Annotated in this window: 24 protein-coding genes; 9 read left to right on the top strand and 15 right to left on the bottom strand. The window is 43.6% G+C overall.

Features of this window, described 5'->3' with window-relative positions; genetic code table 11:
• Positions 1-65: 65 nt before the first annotated feature.
• The 6 genes from AC3IRT_RS10430 to AC3IRT_RS10405 all read right to left on the bottom strand — a co-directional run bounded on the left by AC3IRT_RS10430 (position 66) and on the right by AC3IRT_RS10405 (position 6,406).
• Positions 66-1,286, bottom strand: coding sequence for a DUF4374 domain-containing protein (locus AC3IRT_RS10430; RefSeq protein WP_489393190.1), 1,221 nt, complete (start codon positions 1,284-1,286; stop codon positions 66-68).
• A 3-nt stretch (positions 1,287-1,289) separates the two neighbouring features.
• Complete coding sequence (locus AC3IRT_RS10425; RefSeq protein WP_489393189.1) at positions 1,290-1,988, bottom strand: hypothetical protein; 699 nt, start codon at positions 1,986-1,988, stop codon at positions 1,290-1,292.
• 49 nt (positions 1,989-2,037) lie between these two features.
• Positions 2,038-2,580 carry an RNA polymerase sigma-70 factor gene (locus tag AC3IRT_RS10420; protein ID WP_489393188.1) on the bottom strand — a complete coding sequence of 181 codons (543 nt, stop codon included), beginning with the start codon at positions 2,578-2,580 and terminating at the stop codon, positions 2,038-2,040.
• A 33-nt stretch (positions 2,581-2,613) separates the two neighbouring features.
• Positions 2,614-2,847, bottom strand: coding sequence for a transcriptional repressor (locus AC3IRT_RS10415; RefSeq protein WP_489393187.1), 234 nt, complete (start codon positions 2,845-2,847; stop codon positions 2,614-2,616).
• Positions 2,848-2,885: 38 nt separating this feature from the next.
• On the bottom strand, positions 2,886-5,246 hold the full coding sequence (locus AC3IRT_RS10410) for an outer membrane beta-barrel protein (RefSeq protein ID WP_489393186.1): 2,361 nt from the start codon (positions 5,244-5,246) through the stop codon (positions 2,886-2,888).
• A 101-nt stretch (positions 5,247-5,347) separates the two neighbouring features.
• Positions 5,348-6,406: a YncE family protein gene (locus AC3IRT_RS10405; RefSeq protein ID WP_489393185.1), complete on the bottom strand. Its 1,059-nt coding sequence runs from the start codon at positions 6,404-6,406 to the stop codon at positions 5,348-5,350.
• 236 nt (positions 6,407-6,642) lie between these two features.
• Between AC3IRT_RS10405 and AC3IRT_RS10400 the strand changes: the two genes are divergently transcribed.
• The gene (locus AC3IRT_RS10400; protein ID WP_489393184.1) at positions 6,643-7,020 is read left to right on the top strand and encodes a MauE/DoxX family redox-associated membrane protein; all 378 of its coding nucleotides are present in this window, start codon (positions 6,643-6,645) and stop codon (positions 7,018-7,020) included.
• Positions 7,021-7,853: 833 nt separating this feature from the next.
• Here AC3IRT_RS10400 and AC3IRT_RS10395 read toward each other — a convergent pair.
• Positions 7,854-8,264 (bottom strand): DUF6157 family protein, encoded by a 411-nt coding sequence (locus AC3IRT_RS10395; protein ID WP_489393183.1) that lies wholly within the window; start codon positions 8,262-8,264, stop codon positions 7,854-7,856.
• A gap of 181 nt (positions 8,265-8,445) precedes the next feature.
• Here AC3IRT_RS10395 and AC3IRT_RS10390 point away from each other — a divergent pair, with 181 nt between their 5' ends.
• From AC3IRT_RS10390 to AC3IRT_RS10370, 5 genes are all read left to right on the top strand, one after another.
• Positions 8,446-8,820, top strand: a complete 375-nt coding sequence (locus AC3IRT_RS10390) for a PKD domain-containing protein (RefSeq protein WP_489393182.1) — start codon at positions 8,446-8,448, stop codon at positions 8,818-8,820.
• A 420-nt stretch (positions 8,821-9,240) separates the two neighbouring features.
• Positions 9,241-9,711 carry a MarR family winged helix-turn-helix transcriptional regulator gene (locus AC3IRT_RS10385; RefSeq protein WP_489393181.1) on the top strand — a complete coding sequence of 157 codons (471 nt, stop codon included), beginning with the start codon at positions 9,241-9,243 and terminating at the stop codon, positions 9,709-9,711.
• Complete coding sequence (locus AC3IRT_RS10380; protein ID WP_489393180.1) at positions 9,708-11,093, top strand: TolC family protein; 1,386 nt, start codon at positions 9,708-9,710, stop codon at positions 11,091-11,093. The genes AC3IRT_RS10385 and AC3IRT_RS10380 overlap by 4 nt, the downstream gene beginning before the upstream one ends.
• Before the next feature lie 17 nt (positions 11,094-11,110).
• A complete protein-coding gene (locus tag AC3IRT_RS10375; protein ID WP_489393179.1) occupies positions 11,111-12,076 on the top strand; it encodes an HlyD family secretion protein in 966 nt (321 codons plus the stop codon).
• Positions 12,073-13,251, top strand: coding sequence for an ABC transporter permease (locus AC3IRT_RS10370; RefSeq protein WP_489393178.1), 1,179 nt, complete (start codon positions 12,073-12,075; stop codon positions 13,249-13,251). Before AC3IRT_RS10375 ends, AC3IRT_RS10370 begins: the two co-directional genes overlap by 4 nt.
• Positions 13,252-13,477: 226 nt before the next feature.
• Here AC3IRT_RS10370 and AC3IRT_RS10365 read toward each other — a convergent pair whose 3' ends face one another.
• The 5 genes from AC3IRT_RS10365 to AC3IRT_RS10345 are packed head-to-tail and all read right to left on the bottom strand — an operon-like array spanning position 13,478 to position 16,591.
• The gene (locus AC3IRT_RS10365; protein ID WP_489393177.1) at positions 13,478-13,798 is read right to left on the bottom strand and encodes a 2Fe-2S iron-sulfur cluster-binding protein; all 321 of its coding nucleotides are present in this window, start codon (positions 13,796-13,798) and stop codon (positions 13,478-13,480) included.
• 24 nt (positions 13,799-13,822) lie between these two features.
• Positions 13,823-14,833 carry an NAD(P)/FAD-dependent oxidoreductase gene (locus tag AC3IRT_RS10360; protein ID WP_489393176.1) on the bottom strand — a complete coding sequence of 337 codons (1,011 nt, stop codon included), beginning with the start codon at positions 14,831-14,833 and terminating at the stop codon, positions 13,823-13,825.
• Complete coding sequence (locus AC3IRT_RS10355) at positions 14,830-15,405, bottom strand: NADPH-dependent FMN reductase (RefSeq protein WP_489393175.1); 576 nt, start codon at positions 15,403-15,405, stop codon at positions 14,830-14,832. The genes AC3IRT_RS10360 and AC3IRT_RS10355 overlap by 4 nt, the downstream gene beginning before the upstream one ends.
• A 12-nt stretch (positions 15,406-15,417) precedes the next feature.
• Positions 15,418-15,915, bottom strand: coding sequence for a DUF2480 family protein (locus AC3IRT_RS10350; protein ID WP_489393174.1), 498 nt, complete (start codon positions 15,913-15,915; stop codon positions 15,418-15,420).
• Positions 15,916-15,964: 49 nt separating this feature from the next.
• Complete coding sequence (locus AC3IRT_RS10345) at positions 15,965-16,591, bottom strand: superoxide dismutase (RefSeq protein WP_489393173.1); 627 nt, start codon at positions 16,589-16,591, stop codon at positions 15,965-15,967.
• Positions 16,592-16,814: 223 nt separating this feature from the next.
• On the opposite strand from AC3IRT_RS10345, the gene AC3IRT_RS10340 reads away from it, so the two are divergent.
• On the top strand, positions 16,815-17,444 hold the full coding sequence (locus tag AC3IRT_RS10340; RefSeq protein ID WP_489393172.1) for a helix-turn-helix transcriptional regulator: 630 nt from the start codon (positions 16,815-16,817) through the stop codon (positions 17,442-17,444).
• A 28-nt stretch (positions 17,445-17,472) separates the two neighbouring features.
• On the opposite strand, the gene AC3IRT_RS10335 is transcribed toward AC3IRT_RS10340, so the two are convergent.
• From AC3IRT_RS10335 to AC3IRT_RS10325, 3 genes are all read right to left on the bottom strand, one after another.
• On the bottom strand, positions 17,473-17,751 hold the full coding sequence (locus AC3IRT_RS10335) for a helix-turn-helix domain-containing protein (protein ID WP_489393171.1): 279 nt from the start codon (positions 17,749-17,751) through the stop codon (positions 17,473-17,475).
• A gap of 127 nt (positions 17,752-17,878) precedes the next feature.
• Positions 17,879-18,931, bottom strand: a complete 1,053-nt coding sequence (locus tag AC3IRT_RS10330; protein ID WP_489393170.1) for a glycoside hydrolase family 43 protein — start codon at positions 18,929-18,931, stop codon at positions 17,879-17,881.
• 189 nt (positions 18,932-19,120) lie between these two features.
• Positions 19,121-19,591, bottom strand: a complete 471-nt coding sequence (locus AC3IRT_RS10325; protein WP_489393169.1) for a MepB family protein — start codon at positions 19,589-19,591, stop codon at positions 19,121-19,123.
• Positions 19,592-19,775: 184 nt separating this feature from the next.
• On the opposite strand from AC3IRT_RS10325, the gene AC3IRT_RS10320 reads away from it, so the two are divergent.
• Together AC3IRT_RS10320 and AC3IRT_RS10315 are read left to right on the top strand one after the other, a co-directional pair.
• Positions 19,776-22,223 (top strand): glycoside hydrolase family 2 TIM barrel-domain containing protein, encoded by a 2,448-nt coding sequence (locus tag AC3IRT_RS10320; protein WP_489393168.1) that lies wholly within the window; start codon positions 19,776-19,778, stop codon positions 22,221-22,223.
• A 976-nt stretch (positions 22,224-23,199) separates the two neighbouring features.
• The gene (locus AC3IRT_RS10315) at positions 23,200-26,274 is read left to right on the top strand and encodes a SusC/RagA family TonB-linked outer membrane protein (RefSeq protein ID WP_489393167.1); all 3,075 of its coding nucleotides are present in this window, start codon (positions 23,200-23,202) and stop codon (positions 26,272-26,274) included.
• Position 26,275: the final 1 nt, after the last annotated feature.

Raw genomic sequence — 26,275 nt, 5'->3', positions numbered from 1 at the left:
TGACACATAAGAATGTAGCTTATGTACCGCTTAACCGAAGGTCGGAAACCGAGAAAAAGGAGAAATTAGAATAATTTGTCTAGTCGAAGGAGGTAATCTATTGGAAATTGGGGAGTTAGCTGCTCAGAAATAGTGCCTGTTTCTAGATTGTATTTCCAGACGCTATGGCGATCCTTTTCATCGTCAATGGCGATGTACAGATCAGCGCCTACCTGAACGACGTTTTCTTTACGCGTGCCTTTATCTAAAGGCAAGTCCAATTGTTCCATTTTGCCAGAATGAAGATCTACGAGGTAATATTCAAATTGGTACACAAGATGGTGATTGGAGAAATCGGTGTATTTGTCGGATTGCTCGACCCGAACGATGGCTTTACCGTCTCCCACATACCAAAATCCATAAGCATGATTGCCCGTTTGTTGGGAGATATTGACCATGTACGTCGTATCTACGAGATCAACGCCCTTTTTCTTGCGGAATATTGCTGATGGAAGCTGAGTAGCATTTCCTGCCGCTATGCCTGGACCGCTCGTGAAGTAAAAGTCGCCATTTTCGGCGGTGCCACTATACGTTTGGATGGTATTGATCCCACCGGGATAGGTAGAGCGTGCATCTTTTTGCTCGGACAGCACCCGCAAGGTGGAGAAATCCAGCGTACGGTAGTACATGGTATCTAACGTGGTATATTCGGTATGGCCGAGCATTTTGCTATAAGCATACGCGACCCACAGCTTGTCGTTTTCGTAACGGATCAAACCTAAGCTTAGAATTGCAAAATCATTCACCGAAGGTGGTACTGGAATAGTGTGTTCGCGGATCAGCGAAAAGTTTTTGGTATCTATCTCGTAGAAGCGGCTCGTTTCTGTGTTGCCATGCGCAACATTGGCGATTAATAAGGTGTCTGAGTTGTTCTTCCAATGGTATTGCTCGATGTTATCGTTGACTAGCTTAATAGAGTCGATTGCCTGCAAGCCATTCAGGCTGATGTGGTACTGCACCAGATAATCATTTTGCGGGTTGATGGAATAAACGTAACCATTACGCTGGATGAATTCGCGGTTAAAACCAGTATGCGGCGGGCGCACAGCGGCTACCTGCTGCCAACTGCTATCGATCAGTATAAAATTATTGTCGCCGTTCTTACTGGTGAATAGCGAATAGGCGGGTTCAAATTGAAGGGCGACTTCGTTCTGTTGATCAGAATGCGTACAGGATACCCCTAAGCCGATCGCACAAATTGCTACTAGGAAAAATAGGATGGGAGATAGCCATGTAGGTAAACGCATAGATTAGGTAAGGTGAAATTGCTTTCGGATATGTTTTCTGAGGATAGGTGGTAGGTATTCCAACTCGGTCTTCGAGTAGACGACCAGTTCACTGGTGTCGGGATCGGTGGAGATAAAATACACTTCGCCTTGACGAAAGTCCAACGAGGTTTTATTCTGTTTGTTGTAGAGGATGATATCGCGTTTCGGACTGAATAATACATCGCCCGATACGGCCATATTGCCCGACTGAAAGTTGATACTGGCAGAACTGTTTTTGCTGAGCGTGAATTCGAAAGAATCTTCTTCCCAAAGTACGACGGCATGATCGGAATTGCTGGCGTTGAAAACCTGCGGTTCGCTGTCGGCGGATGGATACGTCCACCAACCGATTCCCAACAGAATCACTGTCGATGCCGCTAGCGATAGCCAGGTGATCAAGCTTGGCCGACGTTTCGGGAATGCAGAAGAAGGAGTAGAATCAGAGTACAGCTCAGGCTTCTTTTTGATCGCGTCACCGCCATTGATGTGCGCAGAGATATGTTGCCACAATTCCTGTTTAACCGCCTGATCTTTCGGATTGTCCGCATACCCCGTCATTTCCAGCACATTTTCATCCAGCTCCAAATCCGTGCTATCCAACCATTGGCGTACAGCAACTTGCTCCTGATCGGTACATTGATCAAGCTCATAGCGCGCTAGTAGTTCTTTGGTTATCTTCATCTTCTCTATACTACAAAGATAGTATATAATTGTGAGCTGTTGTTATCGCTTATTCTACCGGATACAGTCCTATTTTTAGGGTCGAAAGTGCTTTGCTGATGTGGTATTCTACCGCCCGTTCCGAGATCAGCAGCAATCGGGATATTTCCTTGTTTGTCAAACCTTCTTCACGACTCATTTTAAACACGTTTTTACACTGTTTTGGTAAAGACTCTACCAAGCTATTTACCTTGTTATTGAGCTCCTTTACCTGCACCTGCTGATCTTCATAGTCGATTTTCGTGGTGCTGAGAATGATATCGTGGTGGCGTTGCTTCGTCGATTTGTTGCGGATGTATTCCATGGTTTTTAGTTTCACAGAGCGTAGCAAATAACGTTCTACATCCTGAATATTAAGGCTGTCGCGACGCTCCCACAAAGATTTGAAAATCTCCTGTACGATCTCCTTCGCATCCTCCTCATCCGCAGTCATCTTTACGGCAAAGGCATACAGACGCTTCCAATACCGTTCGAACAGTTGTTCGAACGATTGGCGGGTAATCTGTAGTTCTTGCGTGTGTAGATGTTCTTCCAAAGCATCGCAAATATACATTTATTTAGATTTATTATAAATAGTATTTGCAGATTATTCTTTCGCCCCATTATGGGTTATTTTAACAGCGCGACTACGTTGTGAGTCGGTCTTCTCCGCCGATAGGACACCATCGCGACAAAGTTGATTGATATTCTGGTAGATGGCCGCATAGCTGTAGCATTTTTTGTTGGGATTGAGCCGTAAGTAGATGTCGTCTGCGCATAGCGCTTTACTTTGCTGCTGCAATACCTTCAAAATTGCCAACTGTGTCTTTGTATATCCCATAATGCTACCTAAAAGATCAATATCTACGTCGTTTATTCTTATTCACCAAAGCGATAGCTTAAGGACAGCATTACCTTCCTGTTGTCCGGAAATGCGGAGTGCCACACCACGAGGTCGCCATACGTGCTCGTGTACTGTGGGTTGCCGTTACGGATCAGTCCGGTTACAGCTAGTTTGAGCATGGCGCGATCATTCATCAGCTTTTTCTCTGCGGCCACGTCCACGCCATAGCGTTGATCGGTGCGCATCGCACCTGTGGTCACGCCGGAGTTGTAGTATGCTGCGATTTCGGCACGCAATCCCCATTTGATCTGTACCGTGTGCCTACTATTGGCCGACCAACTCGAGCCTTCCGAATCCAGAATCACGTCGTCAATCTCCCCGCGGTACGTATTATGAAAAGCATTCAGATAGTGGCTGCCCGTCCACCAAGAGCAGAAACGGTTGTTGTACATCGCACTGGCGCTGTAATTTTTGAAGTTCCCGATGTTGGCTGGTCGAGTGAGGTTTTCACCCGGATTGCTGCCCACGCGTGAGATCCAATTGATTACATCGTAACCATAGCTCATGCTCAACGTGGTAAATAGTACATTTTTAAAGCCATGACCAATTTCGCCAATATAGCTTCGCTCGGGTTTCAGCTCTGGATTTCCTTCGGAATAGGTGAAGGCATCTTGGTAAATCCGAAATGCATTGATGTCGTGATCTCCCGGACGCTCGATCCGGCTGCTGAAGGAGCCCCGGATCGTCTGGTGCTCGTTGAGGTTGTATAACAAGAAGCCATTGGGAAATAGATCAAAATAACGTTGCTGACTGATATCATTTAGCGTTACTTGATTAGCTTTGATAAACGTGTATTCCCCACGCAGTCCGGCTTGGTATTCAAATCGCTTGAATTTCCCAGAGTACATTGCGTAGGCCGCCTGGATGTGTTGCGTGTATTGAAATTGGTTGGACGTGTTGGCATCTCTTTGCCAGCTTGTACCGATCAGTGTATCATTTTGTACATCATTGTTGATGAAGAAATAGGTGGCTTTCCAGCCCAACTCCAGTTTCGCGCGATCATGAAACGGTTTGCTGTAATCCAATCGACCAGCGTAGGTCGTATTGCTGAGATCCTGTACGTTGGCGCGTGCCGATGTGCGTGTATTGTTGCTCGCAAGATCCTGAATGTCGGTGCGGAAGCTGTTGTTGTAGGTGTTGCCATGGGGTGCGTAGTCGAAGTTTATTTTCAGGAAATGATCTTCGCCTTCGTACTTGTTCACGTAGTTAATATTGAAGGTCAGGTTGTTGAAGGTTTCATCAAACTGGTTGGCGGTTGCGGCCGTTTGCGTGGTAGCGCCTACAGCCGAGCTGGTGATCATGTCGATCTGTGATAAGCTGATGAATCGGCCGCGCATCCAATGAAAGCTGGCATCGAGCACACCGCCGTCGTTAAATTCATAGCTGGCGCCCGTGCGCAGGCTGTGGAACTTGCCCGGATTGAGCTCTTGGGTTTCCTTTTGTTGTTGTATGGAGCGAAGCTCTCCGTCTTGGAAAAAGCGCCGTTCGATGCGCGTACTATCTTCCGACTGTTCGCGCCCGATAGATCCATTGGCGTATATATTCAGCCCATTCACCTTATAGTGAATGCCACCGCCCACTGTCCCTTGCGATCGCCTGCTTTGCGACCCGCGTACGAACACATCACCACCGAAGCCGCTGCGTTTATTTTTCTTGGTCACGATATTGATGATTCCGGCTGTGCCGGCCGCATCTTCTCGAGCGGAAGGATTGCTCATCAGTTCCAGCTTCGCAACATCCGCAGCTTGCATGCCGCGCAGCATGCTGGCAAGCTGCGCGCCAGTCAGATAAGTTTCTCGTCCATCGATCCGCACATTGGCACCCGCCCGTCCTTGAATGGAAAAGTTTCCTTTGCCATCCGATACAATGCCGGGAGTTTTCTCCAGCAATTCTAAGGCATTGTTGCCTTCACTCAAGACCGAACCTTCGACATCCACTACGAGCTTATCCACGTACTGCCGTATGCCCGGCTGGCGTCCGCTCACGGTTACGGCCGCGATTTCGGTCAGATCTTCGTGTAAATAAATGGCATCCATCTGCCGCTGTTCACCGATGCGTAACGCGAAGGCTTCGGAATGGTATTCGGCGAAGCCTAAGGCTTGAACTTGCAATACAAATGATCCTGCTGGTGTGGCATGCAATTGATACCATCCGGTGGCATCCGTTTTTTGTTGAGAAACCAACGTGCTGTCGGGCAAGCGCAGAAGGGCAACGGAAATCTCCGATAAGGATTGCAGATCGGCAGAAAGTACTTGGCCTTTGATGGTGGTTTGCCCGTATAGGTTCGCGCTAAAAGCAATAAATAGGAAAAGGAGTAAGCGTGTGTGTAAAGTCATGTTTGGTAGGGATATTATCCCCAATCCGCTTTGCAAAGATCGGGGATAATGTCTTGGTGGTATTGGTTTGAAAGATGTTTGTAAAGCAGATTTAGTGGCGCTTATCCTCTTTTATAGGTAATTTTCATGACGGTGTTGCCGTTTTCTACGGGCTCACCATTTCTTCCAGCTTCTTTATTCGTTACGTAGATCGTACCTGTTTTCTGATCTAGGCTGATGGTGTTAGGTAAGCCTTCGGTTGGGATACGCTCCAATACTTTGTAGGTGTTTGCATCGATCACCGCCACTTCTTGTTTCATACGATTGGCCGTATAAATCAGCTGATTGGCTTGGTCGTACGCGAGGCCAATAGGAGAGGTGTTGTATCCTAAATAGACCTTGTCGATAATTTCGCCCGAGTTACCATCGACCACGGTGATATTGTTGTCGTTGGATTGGCTCACGAAAATCCGGTTGTCTTTCCGATCGAGCGCCAGATTCATCGGGCAGTAGGACCAGGTGTTGAAGCTATTTTCCATCTCACCAGTGGTCGCGTTGAATACCAAGATGCTGCCTTTCATATCTTGCCCGTCGGTACCATAAATCTTGTTGCGCTCGCTGTCTACGCTGAGCCCAAGCAAATATGCGTTGGCATGATCCAGTGACTTTTCGTAGGTATTCGTGTTGCCATCGACTTGCCAGATCGAAGGATTTCCGTGATCCGACACATAGATTTTGTTGGTTTTCTCATCGACCGCCAGTTCGCGAATTTTGGATTTTTCCTTTCCGCTTGGTATAAGAGTGTGCTTTTTGGTCTGTATATCGATTGCGCTGATCGCGTTTTGTAGGGAATGACCGACGTAGAGCGTCTGGGTTTTATGGTTGAGTGTGATGCCGAACGGCAGGTTATTTCCGACAGAAATGGAGTCGGTGATTTGCAAATCGGTTCCGTTGAGCACGTAGATGAAGTTTTCTACCTCGCGGTTGAATCCTTTTTTCGGTCCTGCTACATATACTTTATCGTTGGTCGGGTTGTAGACCAGTTGATACACTTCGTTCGGTAATTTTTGCGTGTGGACAATCTCGTAATTCATATCGGGCATATCCTGCTCTTGGCCGAATGCCAAAACGCCTTGCAAAGCAAAAGCACATAGAAAAAGTGTTGTTCTCTTATTCATCATGGAGTTGTTTGTGTTGGTGACGGTAATTTTTACCGCCTTCTTATAAAGAGAGTTGCTCAAACGGAAGGTTACCGAAGGCTTATTTAGAAAAAGTCTTAAAAAAATCGTACCGTGTTATCTTAGTATGCAAAGATTACGGCAGTAGCTGTCTTATGACAAGAAATAATCATGAAGCAAGAAAATCCTAAATTTCTACGCTACATTTGTTATTATCAATTAGTATAAACTTAATCGCTATGAAAATCGTAAAATTCATCTTTAGCTTACTGTTCGGTCTGCTATTTATTAATGCGGGGCTTGATAAATTTCTACACTACATGCCCATGCCGGAGGTGACTCCGCAAGATTTGGAAATATTCCAAGCAATCGAAAAACTACACTGGATCATGCCATTAGTCGGATTGGTGGAAATAATAGGTGGGGCGCTATTCATCTTTCCTAGAACCCGAGCCATTGGAGCTATCGTGATACTTCCCGTGATGGTCGGCATTGTGGTGCACAACTACACATTCATGCCAAGCGGCTTAGCGATTGCTATTCCTCTTTTATTGATCAACATCTGGATGATCATTGATCACCGCGCTAAGTTTATGCAGCTTATTTCTAAAAACTAACGAAGTATTTTTTGAATCTGAAGCTGCCTGATCGAACATGTCGGGCAGCTTTTTCTGTTGGCGTGAAAAACGGTACCATTGCAAAGCTTTGATGCTCGGCCTATTGGCAGATCCTACTATCCTAATTACCTTCAGGATATACATGTTTTGTTCTAATTAAAAAACGTTAGGGCTATTTGATGTCATAGTCATCTTTACTAGAATATAAGATACAATGATATTACAAAAAAGTCAATTTATTTCCGGAAAACAATTTAAGTGATTTGGTATAGGGGTGGTTTTTAAATAACATTGTCTGAATTTATATTGTTTTTTGCCTAGTTAACATCAATTTTTTTCGTTATTTCAAGTCACTTTCACTTTTAAATCTCATCTATAGTATTCGGCTTATTCATCGACTTATACAACCCTGCCAAACCTTCAATAATTGTTTGTTGCTGCGCAATCTGTTTCTGTTGGTTTTCGATAATTTTTCCACCTTCCAGTACCAAAGAACGACACTTCGTAGTATCAAAAAAATGGCGATAGAAAGAGCAAGGAAAATTAGGAATGGGATAATTCCTCCCACATCTGTGGCTTGTAATAGTATAATATTCATAGTGATGTTTGGTTAATAACAACACGAATATAAGGCATTAGCAATAAATAAAAAATGCGGTTTCCCGTAAAAAGGATAAATGGATTGTTTTATTGACATCATACAAATCAACCTTTGAATGATGTGGTAAGAAAGATGACGCTATTTGCATTCACCAATGGTAAGGAAGTTTGCTAAGTCGTAAAACTCCGATCGCCATAGAATACCGTATAGAAAGACGTTCGATATCTTCTATTTATCTTTTCGAACGCATGGCTTTTACTTTTTTTAGATTGTCATCTGTAACGAACTTTTCATATTCAGGGGTTTCCAATCCATAGATGGCTACTTTTTCGCTACTGTCGAAATGCACCCCAAAGCCGTATGTTTTAGTTAAAGGTGATGCCCTTAAACAAGGTTGTCCTTTTGAGAAAAATCTTTCTCTTTCTTGTTGATATTCCGCTTTCGTCAGGTCATTTCTGTCTGCAAATAACTGAAATAGGATGTCGTCAGAAGTATATTTATATGGATTGTTGAACAGAAGCGCATACTCTAGTTCTGCAACGGTCTTATTTTTTTTCGTTGGGGGTATTGTTCCACAACGCGCTGTGGTATCTTCCGCCACTTCAATAAAGGTATCCTTATAATTCGTGCTATGACTTTTCATATACGCTGCTTTAAACTCATCTTCTCCAATCAACCAGATGGTTAGGTGCTCATTTCAACAATAAATTTAGTGAATTAAACTATTATTATACAGATTGATAACCGCACCAGACAAAATTTTACGATCATAGTTGCACCTAGATTTTTTCTAAGTATTTTTACGGTCTATCAATTATAAAGTAATGAATAAACGTTTACTAACTGTCGTGGTGCCGGCGGTGATTTGTATTGCCCTCTTGATGTTTGGGTCTTGTAAGAAAATAGAAGAAAAAATCATCGACTGCCTCGGCCAAACCTATTTAGTAGAATTTGAACATTCTCAGAATAGTGCTAACGGGAAAACCATCGATTTCAAAATACATTATTCGGGAGAGCTAAAGGTAGCATCGGTAATACTAGAATATGGAGATGGACAGTCTGAAACTATTTCGGGATTGACCACGTCTCATACTTATGCTAATCCAGGAAATTATCAGGTCAAAGCGAAGGTCACTTTACAGCAAGGCAAAGGCACTTGCCAGGTAGACCCTGTAAAACAGGTGATCGTACATGATTGATCCTGGAAACATAAATCTACCGCTCCGTCAAAACTTTTATTCTTAGGCTTCAGTGATCTTTTCAAACAACGATGAGCGATCGCTCAGATCATTGCCATACTACTTGCATAGCAACCTGTAGCAGACCTGCTTCGGCATAGTGCATGTAGTATTACGCTACATTTTTTAACGCCCCTATGATGTATAGGTAGCTTGTGTCTGTGGTTTCAGAATGGCCAGTAATTACCTATCAGTAAGTTAACAACTTCATCATCCTACTTTTTTGTTTAAAATCACTAGATTAGTTTCTGATTATTGAGAAAATAAATTTAAGTGAATTTGTGTCTCTATGAATCTTTATGGACCATCTATCATGTCAGAGAAAAATTAAAGATTAAAAATATAGTTGCATAACTAACTATTTGTTTGTTATTTTGCATCATGGATTTGGTTAATCAGGATATGGATACCATGTTGTCGTTTGAGGAGCAATATAACTTGCTGAATGGACGGTTGTTCGGATATGTTTCTCGCTTATTGAGTCAGAATTTTAAGCATGCCGGTATCAATCTCACCAAAGAGCAATGGACGGTATTAGCGGTGCTCTGGGAGAAGAATGGTGTCTCACAGCAAGTCATCGCCAATGAAACTGGGCGAGATAAGCCGAGTACGACCCGACTCTTAGACAACTTGCAGAAGTTAGGTTATATAGATCGTATTTCTCATAAGAGCGACAAAAGAATGAATATTATCACCCTCACTGATTTTGCGCAACAGGAGAAAGATAAAATAATGGCGGTGGTAGACAAGACGTTTAGCATCATGACCACAGGTCTTACCAAACAACAAATACAAGGGGTTAGGGAAGTTTTTAAAGCAATTTATAGCAATATAGAAAATCAAGAGAAATGAAAAAACAGGTGCTTGCAGGCCTACTGATCTGTAGTTTGAGTTTTCCGAGCGTATATGCACAAATTAGGATTTCGCCCTCACTCGAATCGGCTATTGCTTCGGCTATGAGCTATAGTAGCAATATGAAAAATCAATCTTTAGAGCACAGAAAGGCGGAGGATGAGCGTAAGGCTGTGATGAATAAATACCTGCCTACTCTCTCTGCCAATGCCACCTATGTCTACTTAAATAATGATTTGAAGCTGGATGTACCAACCACCACCTTACCTGTCAGCGGAGCAAATATTTTTGAAGGTTCCACTACCGTTAATAACAGTGCCAACGTATTTGCAGCGGGCTTGACCGCCAAACAAGTTCTTTTTAGCGGAGGACAGATCGCTAATGGTGCGAAAGCATTAGCGGCAAAAAATGAAGGAAACCTGCTGATAGACGAAATCAAAAAAGATGATCTGGTGAAAGATGTCATCAGTAGTTTCGATCAGCTCCGGCTTTTGGCGCAGGCGGAAGTATTGCTTCAAGAAAGTGAATTGCGCTTGCAAAAAGAAATAGAGCGCGTAGAAAAGGCCATTCAGAATGGCTTAGCGATACCATACGATCGGGATAAAATTAAATTGGCAAGTCTTAATCTGGATGCTCGAAAATCGGAAGTTCAAGGTAAAAAACAGTTGCTGTATATTAAATTAAACAATCTGACCGGATGGGAAAAACCGGAAATAGATAGCGTGAGGTATGAATTAAATCCTATTGAGGTGTCTACGGATCTGGATATACAAGAGCGTAATGAACTCAAAGCGATGAAGGCATTTTCAACGGCATTAGATTACAACCTGAAGAAAGAAAAAGGTAGTTTACTCCCAACGGTGGGTGCTTTTGCAAGCTATAGCTATGCCAGTCTTTTTAACGTCAACTCCTCGTTTGCCTTACCGATTATTGGAAGCCAGGCGCACTTGTCGCTAAACCAAGCAACGCTGTCTCCCAACTGGATGCTTGGCGGCGTATTGAAATGGGAGATTTTTGGTGGCTTTGAACGTAAGCATAGGATAGAGGCTGTAAAAATCGATCAACAGATTTTAGCAAACAAACAAGAGGATAGCCAACGGATGATGAATTTACAGTTGCAAAATAATTTGGTCAATTACCGCGTGCTACTGAATCAATTGAGTATTGCCGAACAGCAGGAAAAGATTGCAAAGGACAATCTCGCAACAGCACAGAAACAATACAAATTAGGTTTGATCAACGTGACGGAAAGAATTAGCGCAGAAACTGATGTGTACGAGATGTCGTTAAACAAAATTCAAATACTGATTAATCAGAGACAAGCGGCATTGGATGCCTACGGCGCCTCGAAACCCTTGCACCATTTTATTCAAGTACAATAACGATAGAAATAGAGATTATGAAAAAATATTTAGTGGTGGTAATAGCCAGTATCGTCCTAACCGCTTGTAACAACGAAAAAGGTACGAAAGACTTTATTCAAGGTAAAACGGAAAAAGAGCAAATAGCTGTGGTTGGAAAAATTGCCGGTCGCGTTCAAAGTATTCATTGTAGTCAAGGTGATTTTGTGCGCCGCGGAGATACACTCGCTATCTTGGATATACCGGAGGTCGCGGCAAAAAGAATGCAAGCCGCTGGCGCGGTAGCATCTGCAAATGCACAATATCAAATGAGTCGACACGGAGCCACGGCCAATCAATTGAAGCAGTTAAATGCAAAGAAGAACGCGCTAGAACAGCAATACGAATTTGCGCAGAAATCGCTTAGTAGAATGGAAGAAATGGTGAAAGACTCACTCATTGCGCAACAGCAGTATGACGAGGTATTTGCCAAGTATCAAGGTGCACAGGCACAACTTATCGCGGTAAATGCAGAGATTGCGGATGTGCAAAATGGCGTGCGTATCGAACAGCAGGAAATGGCACTTGGCCAGCAAGACCGAGCTGAAGGTGCATTGCAAGAGGTAGAGGTGGCGGAAAAAGAGCGTTACATTATTGCTCCGCAGGATATGACGATAGAATCCATTACATTGAAGGTCGGTGAGTTGGCTTTGCCAGGATATACCTTGTTTAATGGTACGTTAGACAACACCATTTACTTTCGCTTTACACTACCGGAGTCACAGTTAAAATACTATAGTAAAGGCATGGCCATCGACGTAACCATTCCTTATAAGGATCACTTAACAGTAGCAGGTGTGGTGAAAAATATCAAACAGATCGGTGCCTATGCCAATATTGCAACGGCTTATCCAGACTATGATTTACAAGATCCTTTGTATGAAATGACGATTAATCCAAAGGATCCTAGCGCGGCAAAAGATATTCTAAATAAAACAACCGTTACTATAAAAAATAAGTTGTGAGCACGTTTTTAAAATTATTGCAAAGAGAGTTCAAATTATTTTGGGGCAATAGTGTACTGCGCATTTTGTTTATCGGAGCTCCATTGATGTACGGAATACTTTTGGGCTATGTGTATGGCAAAGGAAAGGTTACCGATCTGCCTATTATCGTGGTGGATGAAGATCATAGTAGTCTGAGCCAAACAGCGATAGAAATGATGGGCGATAATGAAGTCATCAACATCATAGCGATCAAACCAGATCAAACAAATCTTACAGAGCTGAGCATAAAGGAGGAAGCAGCCTGTATCGTTATTTTCCCAAAGGATTTTGAAAAGGATGTATTGACAAAACATTACCCAGAGGTGATTACCATTGTAAATACATCTAATGTATTAACGGCCAACTATGCTTCTTCAGCACTGCAAGTCGTTCTTGGAACCTTAAAAGTCGGCACGCAGTTAGAGGCTTTACGCAAACAGGGCGTGCCTGAAAGCGTTCGAATGAGTCAATATGAACCTTTCAGAACCACTTTCATCAAAAAAAATAATCGGGCAACCAATTATATGTACTTTCTATGGCCTGGTATATTGGCTACGGTATTGCAGCAAGTGTTGCTGCTGGGCTTGGCTTTATCCTTTGCTTCAGAATTTGAGAACGGTACCTTCAGCGACTTGGTGTCAAAAACAAAAAATACGTTTCTACTGATCATGGTGAAAGTAATTCCCTATTTAATCATGAGCTTTGGCATTTGGCTTATTTACTGGTTATTTACGTTCTGGTTTAAGGTTCCTTTCACCGAAAACTTAGGTATGCTCACCCTGGTTGCAGGTGTATTCGTGCTATCAGTCTGTTTTATCGGGATTCTCTTCAGTATTCTGCTGCCGAACCAATTAAAAGCTACCGAAGTATTAATGGTTATTGCTACTCCAAGCTTCATTCTCTCTGGATTTACCTGGCCGCTCAGTCAGATGCCAACCGTGATTCAGTACATTGCCAGTGGTATTCCTTTGACACATTTTCTACCGGTATTTCGGATTTTGATCATAGAGGATGGTCCCGCGCATTTAACGTACCCCTACGTGATCAATATGGCGATTATTGCAGTAGTGACGTTTACGTTATCGTTTATCGCCTTGCACATGAAAATCAACAAAATTAAACGACTACAAACTCCTGATACGGAAAATCTCTAAACTAGATGAGTTTCTAGGTTAGGTTTGAAGATTTCTGGGCAGACTTTTAGTGCTAGCATTCGGATCGCTAGAAAAAAGATGCTTGAGCCGATCTGAATGAAAAACCAACTTGTTACTTATCCTTCGCTGAATAATCAGCCATAGCATAAGTAACAAGTTGAAAGGATCGATTTTATGGAAACAAGTGCCCGCTAGCTGCGACCTTTGCAGCATCGGGCTTGAAAATTTACTGTTCTTCTCCTCGGAGTTTGAATAGTGCACCTTCCATTTCTTTCGCGATCCGTAGCTGGCAGGCAAGGCGGCTGGTAGCACCTGCATCGGGAAGCGTATCCAGTAGGTCAAATTCCGAATCTGATAATGGTGCGAGATACTCAGCACCAGCCAAAACTGCTACATGACAAGTAGCGCATAACGCCATGCCACCACATGTGGCCAAAATAGGGTACTCATTGGCGCGTAGCGCTTCCATCAAACTTAATCCCATATCCAAAGGAATGGTTAGTTGCTGCCTTTCTCCTGTGCTATTTTCTACTGTAAAATTGACCATTGTGTTCGCCCGTTGTATAGGTTGTTAGAAGGCTTTAATGCCGTTGACCGTCGTGTAATTAAAAGGCACTTTCTTGTCGGGATATACATATTTGAAGGCACTCTGTGCCATCAAAGCAGCTTCGTGAAAACCGCACAGTATGAGTTTCAGCTTTCCTTCATAGGTGTTAATGTCTCCTATGGCAAAGATCCCAGCAACATTCGTAGAATAGTCGACCGTACTGACGGTAAGCGCTGATTTAGAGATATCTAATCCCCATGCTGCAATAACGCCCAGTTTAGGACTAAGACCGAATAAGGGAATAAGGTAATCGGCTTCGTGCACCGTTAAGGTCTGCATGTCATCTGCGATGAACACTTCCTGCAAATGCTCGTTGCCATGTACCTTGACCACATTGGACTTTAAGATAAGCTTGATCTTTCCTTCCTCTGCCAGTTTAAGCACCTTTTCGACACTATCTGGCGCACCCCTAAATGTTTCGCTTCTATGTACCAAAGTCACCGACTGGGCAATATCCGCGAGATAGACAGTCCAATCCAGTGCGCTATCCCCACCACCGGCGAGTATCAGTTTTTTATCACGAAACTTCTCGGGGTTTTTGACCATGTATTCAACGCCTTTGCCCTGCTCAAACGATTCCAGATTTTCTACTTTCGGTTTTCGAGGTTCGAAAGAACCGAGGCCACCCGCAATGACGATTACTTTTGCGGCGACTTGCGTTTGGCTATTGGTCGTCAACACAAAGCTGTCGTCTGCAGCAAGCTTCTCGATGGATTCTACCCGTTCGCCAAGCGTAAAAGTAGGTTTGAACGGATCGATCTGAACGAGCAAGTTATCGATCAAGTCCTGTGCTTTTACATTGGGGCAACCCGGAATATCGTAGATCGGCTTTTGCGGATATATTTCGGACAACTGCCCGCCAATTTGCGGTAAGGCATCTACTAGGTGACAACGCATTTTTAGAAGACCCGCTTCAAAAACAGCAAAAAGGCCAACTGGGCCTGCGCCGATGATACATATATCTGTTTCTATCATCGCACTAAATTTTGTGATGGAATGGTCGAAATGATCTTCGTTGTTGCGATATCGACAAGTAGATCCAGCTTACTTTTATAGAAGTGGGTGATCTCACCGGGACTGTCCTTTTCAAACAGTTCGTTCTTGGCAATGGGTACGCTGAAAGGTAACGGCCATGCCCTGAGCGATTTGGCGATTGAATCCATCGTGTTAATGCCCTGCATAGCCTGCGCGCCACCTGCCCAGCAGATCAGTCCCACTGTTTTATCCGTAAGATAGGGCTTGGTGTTTTTTGCCGTAATTTCTAGCCAGTCTAGGCAGTTTTTTATCACGCCTGGAATGCTTCCATGGTATAAAGGAGCAAGCCAAAAATGGAGATCGGCTTCTAGAAAAAGATGATTCATTAGTTCGACGCCTTTTGGCGTTTTGGCGAGCGTATTATCAAACAGGGGAATACCGCTGTCTGCCAGGTTGAAAATAGTGGTGTCTATTCCGGCCAGTTTCAATTTTTCTTCCAGGTAACCAGAAAGATGACCCGAGGTAGACGACGCTCGTCTTTCCAGAGCACCGTTAAATAGTATTGCTTTCATTTCTTGCGCGTGTTATTTGAATATGAGTTTGGGCATCCCGATCTCTCCGTACATCAAAGCCTTCACAATAGGCTTGAGAAGATTTGTGGCCAACATATATAATGCGGGCGGTATCTCGGGTCTTGCTCTTACTACAACCTTTTTATTCTCGAATTCAGACAGCTCAGCGGCTGCTATTCCGGATTTCCAGAGGTCCAGTTCGAGCGAGGGAATGTCCTTAAAATCAAAGTAGGCGGCATTGCCATGGAATTTTTCGGCGAGGACCATGTACACCCAGGAGGGAATGATCGCATCAGCTGAACAATGTACGGCTACTGCCTTGTCTTTAAAGGCTGTAAAGTCGATCGCCGTGACGGCAGTCCGAAATTCTTTTTCCTTAACCATCACTTCCATGTATAACAATTCTTTGAGGTCAAACCCAACGATCTCGGCCGTAGGCCTAAAGTCGATCAGGTCGAAGGCAATAATTCCGGATGCCTCCACTTTGTTTACGAATGTGCCTGTCGTCATCGCTTTACTTGCTTTTTGTCCTGCTGAAGGTAGTGGCAAGACATATCAATTAGTTGTTAATTTTTGAAAGTACCTCTGCGTAGTTTTTCTCTACGGCATCCCAATCGAGCACCGACCAGAATGCATCCAGATAGTCTGCTCTTTTGTTTTGGTATTTAAGGTAGTAAGCGTGTTCCCATATATCCACACCTAGAATTGGGTAACCTTGGTTTGCCAGATTGGTATCCATGAGCGGATTGTCTTGATTGGCGGTTGCTGATACGGCAAGCGTGCCATCTTGCTGCACGAGAAGCCATGCCCAGCCCGAACCGAATTGACCAAGGCCCGCATTTTTGATCTCTGCCTTCAGATTGTCCAAACTGCCAAATACCGTGTTGATTTCATCAGCAAGCTGGTGTGTAGGTGTGAGCTTGGCATTGGGAGAAAGGGTTTTCCAGAAAAGATCATGATTGTAGTGGCCACCTCCGTTATTCCTGATAGCAGGCGAGTAGGTGCTGATCTCACCAAGGATTTCTTCTAATGATTTTCCCTCGGCAGGCGAGCCTGCAATAGCCTTGTTCAAATTGTCTACATAAGCTTGGTGATGGCGACTGTGGTGAATAGCCATGGTCTCTTGGTCGAAGTGAGGTTCCAACGCTTCGTAAGCGTAAGGGAGAGTCGGTAATGTATAAGTCATGCTACTTGTTTTAATTATTAATACGTAGGCAAAGGTAGAGAAATAAACAATAAAACAAATAAAAGTTGTTTTATTGTTTCGTGACTTCGTGCCAACAGAATGGGTTTTGAAACCTGTAAACTTGTTCTAAAGCTATATTTCGCCTATTAAAATCGTATTTGTTTAGGAGGAGATAGTGCTTTTTCATACCTTTACAAAAAATAAAACCATTTTATTTTGTATAATGAAGAAATTATTGACAGATAGGATCCTCACATTTATCAAGCTAAACAACGAGATCACTGCTGCGCTGTTGGCCGATGAATTAGGAATTACCAAGGAGGGTGCGAGGCTCAATCTGTTGAAGCTGGCGGAAGAGGGATTGGTGGAAAATTTTGTGAAAAGCGAGCGTGTCGGCAGACCAGTCACGTATTATAAATTGGCGGATAAGGGATTGGCTACGTTGCCCGATTCGCATGCACAGGTCACCGTGGAGCTGTTGCGTTCGGTGAGGGAACTATTGGGTGAAAATGCACTTGACTTGCTGATCGGCGAGCGGGAAAAGATGACGCACGCCCGTTATGAGGAAATGTTAAAGAACGCTGTGAATCTCGAAGAGCGACTAGACATCCTGACTCGTATACGTACCGAGGAAGGTTATATGGCGGAATGGACAAAAGAGGATGGCCATTATTTCTTGATTGAAAACCATTGTCCGATCTGTGCTGCAGCAACCGAATGCCAAGGATTTTGCCGTGCCGAGCTGAAAAACTTTAAGTCCTTGCTCGGGAAGGAAAATAAGGTCGAAAGGATTTCGCATATCTTTGCCGAAGGCCAGCGCTGCACCTACCGGATTACAACTAATTTATCTTAAAAAGCTATTTTCATCTGGCAATAATCTCTCAATCAAACGAAGCCCTAAACTCCGAGGGCGATTGATTTGTGTTGCGCTTGAATAACTTGCTAAAAGACTGCGGGTGCTGAAAGCCCAGTTCAAAAGCTATTTCGCTGACGGTAAGTTCCGTTGTGCTTAGCCGTTCTTTAGCGTATTCGACCAATTTATGTTGGATATGTTGTTGCGTGTTTTGTTTGGTGTATAGACGAAGTACGCTACCTAAATAATTGGCAAAAATATGAAGCTCTTCTGTTACCGCAGTTACGTTCGGCAGTCCTTTATGCAATGCTTCTCCATTAGAAAAATACTGGAAAAGGTCGCGTTAAGAACTTGCTGAAATCGCTCTTTTAATCTGCGATAACAATTTGATAGGGAGGATTTTTGCCCGCATATGTGTGGACAACAAATCTCCTTTATTTTGCTTGCATGTCTTTGTTTAATAGTTCATCTGGAACACCAGACCATTTTTGGGCTAATCGCACGGCTTCTGCGGTATATATGGAGATAACACTACCGTGTCGCGGATGGAAGTTTTTCTCGAAATATTCGGCTGTTTCGGTGAAATTGACCAAATCTCGACTGCGCTGGAAGGCATATTTTCCAGTTGCATATAAATCGTACATCAGAAAATACTCCTCGGAATTATTTAGTTTGAAGATGCTAGAACCTTCTATTACAGTTTCGGTGTCGGCATATACATCCAGATATCGGGGATCTTCTTTCCATGGCCCTAGTAGGGATTGACTAGTTGCCCTCTTGATACCGTTCTCGAATTCTTTTCCATCACGATCTTTGGTATTGCCTTTATAAAAGAAATGATACACACCATCTTTAAGAATAATGTCTCCATCAATTCCACCAAAGGTGGGACTAAATAACAGCTTTGGCGTGTCTTCTAATCCGCTGAAATCTTCATTCGCGTAAGCATAATAAAAATCTAGTTTTTCATTTTCGTGCTTTCGTACTGTAAAATACACAAGATACTTTCCGACCGAAGGGTCGTAGATCGTTTGCGGAGCCCATACCCATTTTACCGATCCAAATTCATTCGGATATAGTTTTGCGAGATCCAATACCGAAGATTTCCAAGAGATCAGATCATCAGAATGCAGGAGTATGATGCCTGGATTGGTTTCCCAGCCATTTTTCATGGTATTCATATCCGTACAAGTTAGGTAAAACCCATCTTCCTGAGCACCTCGCAAGAGATGCGGGTCGCGAATTCCTCCGGTACTGGAGATATCGGCCGAATTTATAATGGGTTCATTATCATGCAAAGCATACCAATGCAAGGCATCGCTGCTTACTGCAAAGCGCAATTGTTCTTGAAGAGCAGGTGATCCTGCCCCTTCAAAGTAGGCAAACAGATAGCCATCATAAGCCGCCAATTGCGCTTGGGCGAATCCTTTGGCTGCTCCAAGCAGCAGAGTGAAGGTCAATAAAACGTGACTGTATAATCTCCTCATAACAAAGCCTTAATAAGTAAATGCAATTTAAGTGAAGGATAGCTAGCTATAAGTATGGGTGCTTATAACCAGCTATCCTAAAAGTGAATAAGAAGATAGCAAGATACATTATAGGAGATAGATGCATAGGGGGCAATTTAAGCGAATGGATTATTGATTTTGTCCCACATGTACAATGGATGGCTCATGCTATTTGATTCCCCACACGGCGAAGGGGAAGTGGTTTAAAGGCGTGAAATAATTATTCTGCCACTCGTTGGTTTTGACAGCTTGAGCTGCTAGCACATTTATCCATGGGGCATCTACTCGAAATGCTAGTTTGCACTGCTTATCAAGACTGGTAAATATTCCTGTTGTTAATAGGATATCTTGATTGAAAATGAAAATCCCACGGTATTCTTCCTCAAAGGTGGCTACAAAAACGTAATTAAAGTTGTCATGAGTGCCAAAAGGGATAATCTTGTTCGTACTAGTACATCTGTTGTATAGCGCCACAAACTGACCTAGCTTGTTAGGGATGATTTTTGCTACCCTAAACTGTACGGTCTTTCCATCTAATGTGAAAGACGTCCCTCCATATTCTGCATTTTCCGAAGTTCTTTGAAGATCGGTCAATTTCAGATTGAATGGATTTACGATCTCTGTAATGATATCTGTCAATTCAGCCGGGTATTCGAAAGATAGGATGTTCGTTGGTGTCCTGAAGATTCATTTTCTATACCGATAAGATAGCATTTTTTTAGTATCTCAAATTGTTAATTAGTCCCTCTAAAAAGGCTAAAGTGTCCCGTGTCGATCAGTCAATTTTTTTTGATATTAGCGTTCGCTAATCAACAACAATTATATGCTTTTACGCAGACTTTTATTTGTCGTCATTTTATTTGCTCAGCATACTTTTGCCAGTGAGAGAGAGTCGGATTTCAACACGGGTTGGAAATTCTACCGCGGCAGTATCATGCAAGCCGAAAAGGTGTCTTTTGATGATCATGCATGGCACACGCTAGATTTGCCACATGATTGGAGTATGGATCCTGCGCCTATGCAAAAGGAAGGGATCACCGTTGGTCCGTTCTCGAAATACAATGAAGGAGGTGCTGGTGGTGCAGATATTGGGCAGACATTAGGGGGCGAAGGGTGGTATCGCAAAGCCTTTACCACTATTGCTGCAGATGCCAATAAACAGTTTGCCTTGTACATAGAAGGCGTTTATAATCAATCGGAAGTTTATGTGAACGGCCAAAAGGTAAATTTCAATCCTTATGGATACATCTCTTTTAAAGTGGATATGACGCCATACCTTAAGCCCGCTGGCGAAACCAATATCGTAGCGATCCGAGTACTCAATGTTGGCGAGAATAGCCGATGGTATGCTGGATCTGGTATCTTTCGGCCAGTGCGATTGATCAAAACGGATAAGCTACATCTAGATACTTGGGATAGCTTTGTATACCTACAGCATCTCACGAAAAAAACCGCTACGCTCCACCTAAAAACCATAGTACATAATAAAAATACGCAAAGCAAAGATACCAAAGTGAACGTGCGAATTGTATCGCCAGAGCAGAAGGTTGTGTTGGAACGCAATCAGCAAGTAAGGGTAGCAGCTCAAGGAGAGTCTTTGCAAGAATTCAGTCTTGATGTTCCCAATGCAAAACTGTGGTCGTTAGAGTCGCCCGTACTATACCAAGCTCACATCACCCTATCTAGCGATGGGCAACAGGATCAGATCGTGGTGCCCTTCGGCATACGGACGATCACATTCGATGCGGAGAAAGGATTTCAATTAAACGGCAAATCGCTTAAACTAAAGGGGGCTTCCATACATCACGATAATGGCCTTCTGGGCGCTGTAGCTATTAAACGTGCTGAAGAACGTAAAGTAGAGCTCATGAAGGAAAATGGCTTCAATGCAATAAGGGCAGCGCATAATCCGCCGTCTGAGGCTTTTCTGGATGCCTGCGATCGGCTAGGCATGTTAGTGATAGATGAATCTTTCGATCAATGGCAAAAACCCAAAAGAGCTAATGACTATCACCAATATTTTGACGAATGGAGCGAGCACGACCTCAAGCATATCGTCAAAAGAGATCGTAATCATCCATCGATCATTATGTGGGGCATCGGCAACGAAATAGCGGATCGCCTCTCGGAAGAGGGGATGAAAATCGCTAGCCGATTGCGAAGCCATATTCATGAATTGGATACCACACGTGCGGTGACGGCTGGTGTGAATGATCATTGGGATAATCGAGATATGCCTTGGGATACGCATTCCGAACGAGCATTCCGTTCTTTGGATGTAGCCGGCTACAATTATAAATGGGATAAGTATTTGAGCGATCATGCACAATTCCCAAAACGCATTATGTATGGCAGCGAATCGGTACCGAAAGAGGCGCACCAAAACTGGAATTTGGTAGAGAGTAATTCTTTCATCATAGGAGATTTCGTGTGGACAGCAATAGATTATTTGGGAGAAGCAGGACTGGGACAATCTAATGAATTAGAAAAAGGAGAAGGTGGACACCAATTTATGCCTTGGCCGTGGTACAACGCTTGGTGTGGTGATATAGACCTAATTGGAGATAAGAAACCGCAGTCTTATTATCGCGATGTATTATGGAATGAGCGTGCTATTAGTATGGCTGTACAACCGCCCGTAGCAGCAGGAAAGACGGAGGTAGTCAATTTTTGGGGTTGGCCAAATGAATTGCCAAGTTGGAATTGGGAAGGTCGTGAATCGCAGATGATGACCGTGCGTGTGTATAGTCGCAAGCCAAGTGTACGACTGTATCGCAATGGAGCGTTGGTAGGAGAAAAAGAAACGGGTGCTGAAGACTATACGGCTACTTTTCACGTAGCCTACGAACCGGGAGAATTGAAAGCGGTAAACGTGGAAAAGGGACGTGAAGATAGTGCCGTGATATTTCGTACTACGGGTAAACCGGTGGCCATTCGATTGACAGCAGATCGTACAACACTGCTGCCGAGCAAGGAAGATTTATCGTACGTGAAGATAGAATTGGTAGATGCGGACGGAAATGTAGTGACGGATACAGATGAGCTTGTCGAAATCACCTGTGAAGGTGATGGTATGCTTCTAGCCGGAGGCAATGCATCACCGAGCGATATGCACAGTTTCCGCTCATCGACGCCCAAAACTTTTCGAGGTAGAGCGCTTGCTATTATACAACCAAATGGTACTAGGGCTGGAGATATTGTGGTGAAAGTAACCGCAGCCGATCTCGCCCCCGCACAACTAACGCTGATCCAGCAGGCTGTTACCAGATAAGTGTGTGATTGGGCTCTATATGAAAACCGATACAAATCAGTTGATTAGCATATAATTGCTAAGGGGAGACTGATATTGGTCTAATATTTGAAAAGTAGGTTGATATGTTAAGAAAATTACTAATTCTACTCACGATCAGCAGTGTGATGATCATGTGTTTTTCAGCGTGTACTACACACGGACCTCGTCATGGACGGGCACAATATGGTCATAGCAAACGAATGCATAAAGGTAAGCCGGGCAAACATCATGGCCCTAAAAAACATAAGAAGGGAAAGCCAAAACGCTCAGGAGTTTCGGAAAATCTTTTGCCACGGAGACGATAATCTGCCCATTCTATGATGGGAAAAAATGTTGCGACATGCTTCTATCGGCATCACGGCTCTACTGTACCATGCAACTGCCGATCATGGATGGCAGCCTAAGTAAATCGTGAATGACGATCTTATTATAAAAAAAGCTGCCGTGATTGGATTTTACGTCGTGTTTTACGACTACGTCTGGCAGAGACAATCCAGATAGACTATAGGAGATTTATCTTCAAAACCGCTAACGGAGTGCCCAACACTCTGATAGCGGTTTTTATTTGGCCATAAATTAATAAAAAACTGAATATCAATTCTTATATAGAGTTTTTTTTAGAATTGACTTTCCCATAGAAGTAGGTTGCTAAAAGTCGCAAAGGGCCTATTGGTAATGTACATACCTGTGGCGCTTTTCTTAGACCTGCGAGTTTAGCGATAGGAAGGCTGCCCTGATGTGCTTAGTATTAAAGTTTATAGTGGTCAGTTTGTACCTTATCAAAGGTAAATATTCCGACATATTACACCATCTTATTTGACCAATTCCACCCCTGCGAAAGCAATTTAGAAGTTGAATATTTGTTTAACTAATTGCTAACAGACCTAAATTTCTACTAAAAATGAAAGACTTTAAGATTCTTCTGTGTTGTCTTTTTTTATGTTGCGCAAATTCTTTGTTTGCGCAACAGCGCACCATACGGGGCACCGTGGTGAAAGAAGATAATACCCCCTTACAAGGCGTCAGCGTCAGCGCCGAAAAAACGACAGACGGCGCAACAACAGATAAAGACGGCCAATTTGATCTCCGTACAGATGGAACAACCTTAATTGTGTCCTTTATCGGTTACAAAACACAAAAAATTGCAATCGGTAGCCGCTCTTCCTTTAACATTACGATGGAAGATGACGATCAAACCATTGATGATGTGGTGGTCGTTGGTTATGGTACGCAGTCTCGTCGAAATTTGACCGGCGCCGTGAGTGATATTAATGCCAAAGAGATTGTACGTACTTCGTCGACTACTACGGCCGGCGCATTGGCCGGGAAGATTCAAGGTATTTCGGTACGTGCGCAAGATGGCCGACCTGGTCGTGGTGCGGATCTACAAATCCGTAATATGGGAAATCCACTTTTCGTAATCGATGGGATACCATATGGCGGCCAAACTGGAAACGATTGGGTAGGATCTTCCAATGTATCCGGACAAGATGCCTTCAATGCGTTGAACGTGGAGGATATTGAGAACATCACTATCCTGAAAGATGCATCGGCAGCGATCTACGGATTGCGTGCAGCCAACGGTGTAGTGCTCGTGACGACCAAAAAAGGAAGCAAAGGAGAATCCGTACGCGTTAATCTTAATGGCTACATGGGCTGGCAGAATTTAACGCGCTTCCCGACCTTGGCCAATGCGGCACAATATACCCGTGCACTGGTAGAAACGGCACAAAATGAAGGCGGAAATCCTTCCGCCGTGATGACGCCCGAAGAACTGGCGAAATGGCAAGCCGGCACCGAAGCGGGATATCAAGGCTATAATTATTATGATATGATCGTGCGCAAAAATATCCCGCAGAATTATATCAATGCCAATATCAATGGAAGTAGCGCAAACTCCAACTATTTCCTTTCGGTAGGTAACTTGAATCAGGATGCGATGATGGAAGACTTCTCCTACAAACGCACGAACTTACAAGCTAACTTAGAGACTACTATTCTAAAAGGGTTGACCGTGGGTACGCAAATCTCTGGTCGCCAAGAATACAGTCAGGATGTAGGTTTACCGGGTGGAGATGGCTACTTTTCTTCATTTCTTGCTTTGTTCAGAAACAGACCAACGGTAGGTCCTTATGCGAACGACAATCCCCTTTATCCGAATCATGTCAATGATTTCGCGTACAATCCGGCCATCTTTAGTCGGGATATCGCTGGATACAAAGACAATCGCTATAGAAATGCTAATGTGAACTTATTCGCACAGTACAAGACGGATTTTGGTCTGTCGGCCAAAGGAACAGTATCATATAACTATACCAATAACAAGTTCGATGGTTTCCAGTATTCGTACGATGTGTTTACTTATGATCGAGCCAACGATGCGTACAACCGTACCCATGGTACCGATTCGCGGTGGCGTTATCAGACCGAGCGTGAAGTGGTGGCACGATATGCGCAGTTTCAAATAGACTATGCGAAAGATTTTGGCGATCATCACTTATCAACCACCTTAGGGTATGAGCGCTCGGATTGGGATCGTAATTATCAAGCTGTTGGTTCTAATCCCACGAACAACTATATCCCACTGCAGCAGTTGGATCAGTTGAATAGTTTTGGCGATGGTTGGGATTACGAAGCACGGGCAGGTTATATCGGCAGGATCAATTATAATTATAAAGGAAAGTACTTATTAGAAGTGCTAGGTAGATACGACGGTTCATACCTGTATTATCAAGATAATCGTTGGGGAATTTTTCCGGGCATGTCCGCCGGATGGCGCGTGTCTGATGAGGCATTTTTCGAAAATCTGAAAGGAACAATCAATGATTTAAAATTCCGTTTCTCTGTAGGTCAAACTGGTTTGGAGCAAGGTGTATCCATGCACGGATATTTAGCAGGATACAACTGGAATCAGGGCAATGCTATCTTAGACGGTGCATACGTTCCAGGCTTGCAACCTCGTGGATTACCAATTCGCAACCTATCTTGGGTGAAGAATACCAATTATAATATCGGTATGGATTTGGCGATGTTCGACAACAAGCTAACCTTCACGGCGGATGCGTTTAAGATTATCCGTTCTGGAGCACCTGCACAACGTTATGATGTATTATTGCCTTCTGAAATCGGGTATGGATTGCCTAATGAAAACTTGAATAAAAATGGGTATTACGGTATCGAAGGTATGCTAACCTACAGCAGTAACGTAGGCGAGTTAGGATACGTGGTGAGTGGAAATGCGACCTATTCAAGATACCGGAGTATTGAAACCTACAAGCCGCGGTTTGGTAGTTCTTGGGAAGAGTATCGTAATTCGGCCGAGAATCGGTACGGTGGCGTCTGGTGGGGCTATCAGGTCGAAGGTCGATTCGAATCGGTAGAGCAAATCCGTAACCACGCGATTAATAACGATGGACAGAACAATCGGACACAACTACCGGGCGATTTTATCTACAAAGATGTGAATGGTGATGGCGTGATTAACAGTTTGGACGAACGTCCTATCGGTTATCAGACTGCCTGGGCGCCGATGTTGAGTTTTGGTGGTCGTATTGGCTTGAATTATAAGGGATTCGACTTGAATTTGGATTTCGCTGGTGGCGCACTACAATCTTGGAATCAGGATTACGAATTGCGTAACGCCTTGCATGGTGGCGGTAATTCGCCAGCATACTTAGTAGAAGATCGTTGGCATCGTGCTGATCCTTATGATCTGAATAGCGAGTGGATTCCGGGCTACTATCCTGCAGTACGTAACGGAAACTCGGGTCCAAATCATCGGAATAGTGATTTTTGGTTGACCAATGTAAGATACTTGCGTGTACGAAACATGGAGCTCGGCTATACTTTCGGACAAGACCTAGCATCCAAAATTGGTTCGAGCAAAATTCGACTGTATGTCAATGGCTCTAACTTATTTTCATTTGATAACGTAAAACGCTTTCAGATAGACCCAGAGATTTCGGCCGCAGCGGCGGTGGTATATCCACAGCAGAAAGTTATTATGGCAGGTTTCAACATCACATTTTAAT

The organism is Sphingobacterium sp. KH_072 (genome assembly GCF_057837975.1).
Note: the sequence above shows the minus strand (reverse complement) of the source record. Positions and strands in the feature narration are given on the sequence as shown.

What these genes read in the sequence shown, in the direction of transcription:
- AC3IRT_RS10430 (WP_489393190.1), bottom strand. Translation starts at nt 1,286, where the DNA reads ATGCGTTTACCTACATGGCTATCTCCCATCCTATTTTTCCTAGTAGCA.
- AC3IRT_RS10425 (WP_489393189.1), bottom strand. Translation starts at nt 1,988, where the DNA reads ATGAAGATAACCAAAGAACTACTAGCGCGCTATGAGCTTGATCAATGT.
- AC3IRT_RS10420 (WP_489393188.1), bottom strand. Translation starts at nt 2,580, where the DNA reads ATGTATATTTGCGATGCTTTGGAAGAACATCTACACACGCAAGAACTA.
- AC3IRT_RS10415 (WP_489393187.1), bottom strand. Translation starts at nt 2,847, where the DNA reads ATGGGATATACAAAGACACAGTTGGCAATTTTGAAGGTATTGCAGCAG.
- AC3IRT_RS10410 (WP_489393186.1), bottom strand. Translation starts at nt 5,246, where the DNA reads ATGACTTTACACACACGCTTACTCCTTTTCCTATTTATTGCTTTTAGC.
- AC3IRT_RS10405 (WP_489393185.1), bottom strand. Translation starts at nt 6,406, where the DNA reads ATGATGAATAAGAGAACAACACTTTTTCTATGTGCTTTTGCTTTGCAA.
- AC3IRT_RS10400 (WP_489393184.1), top strand. Translation starts at nt 6,643, where the DNA reads ATGAAAATCGTAAAATTCATCTTTAGCTTACTGTTCGGTCTGCTATTT.
- AC3IRT_RS10395 (WP_489393183.1), bottom strand. Translation starts at nt 8,264, where the DNA reads ATGAAAAGTCATAGCACGAATTATAAGGATACCTTTATTGAAGTGGCG.
- AC3IRT_RS10390 (WP_489393182.1), top strand. Translation starts at nt 8,446, where the DNA reads ATGAATAAACGTTTACTAACTGTCGTGGTGCCGGCGGTGATTTGTATT.
- AC3IRT_RS10385 (WP_489393181.1), top strand. Translation starts at nt 9,241, where the DNA reads ATGGATTTGGTTAATCAGGATATGGATACCATGTTGTCGTTTGAGGAG.
- AC3IRT_RS10380 (WP_489393180.1), top strand. Translation starts at nt 9,708, where the DNA reads ATGAAAAAACAGGTGCTTGCAGGCCTACTGATCTGTAGTTTGAGTTTT.
- AC3IRT_RS10375 (WP_489393179.1), top strand. Translation starts at nt 11,111, where the DNA reads ATGAAAAAATATTTAGTGGTGGTAATAGCCAGTATCGTCCTAACCGCT.
- AC3IRT_RS10365 (WP_489393177.1), bottom strand. Translation starts at nt 13,798, where the DNA reads ATGGTCAATTTTACAGTAGAAAATAGCACAGGAGAAAGGCAGCAACTA.
- AC3IRT_RS10360 (WP_489393176.1), bottom strand. Translation starts at nt 14,833, where the DNA reads ATGATAGAAACAGATATATGTATCATCGGCGCAGGCCCAGTTGGCCTT.
- AC3IRT_RS10355 (WP_489393175.1), bottom strand. Translation starts at nt 15,405, where the DNA reads ATGAAAGCAATACTATTTAACGGTGCTCTGGAAAGACGAGCGTCGTCT.
- AC3IRT_RS10350 (WP_489393174.1), bottom strand. Translation starts at nt 15,915, where the DNA reads ATGACGACAGGCACATTCGTAAACAAAGTGGAGGCATCCGGAATTATT.
- AC3IRT_RS10345 (WP_489393173.1), bottom strand. Translation starts at nt 16,591, where the DNA reads ATGACTTATACATTACCGACTCTCCCTTACGCTTACGAAGCGTTGGAA.
- AC3IRT_RS10340 (WP_489393172.1), top strand. Translation starts at nt 16,815, where the DNA reads ATGAAGAAATTATTGACAGATAGGATCCTCACATTTATCAAGCTAAAC.
- AC3IRT_RS10330 (WP_489393170.1), bottom strand. Translation starts at nt 18,931, where the DNA reads ATGAGGAGATTATACAGTCACGTTTTATTGACCTTCACTCTGCTGCTT.
- AC3IRT_RS10320 (WP_489393168.1), top strand. Translation starts at nt 19,776, where the DNA reads ATGCTTTTACGCAGACTTTTATTTGTCGTCATTTTATTTGCTCAGCAT.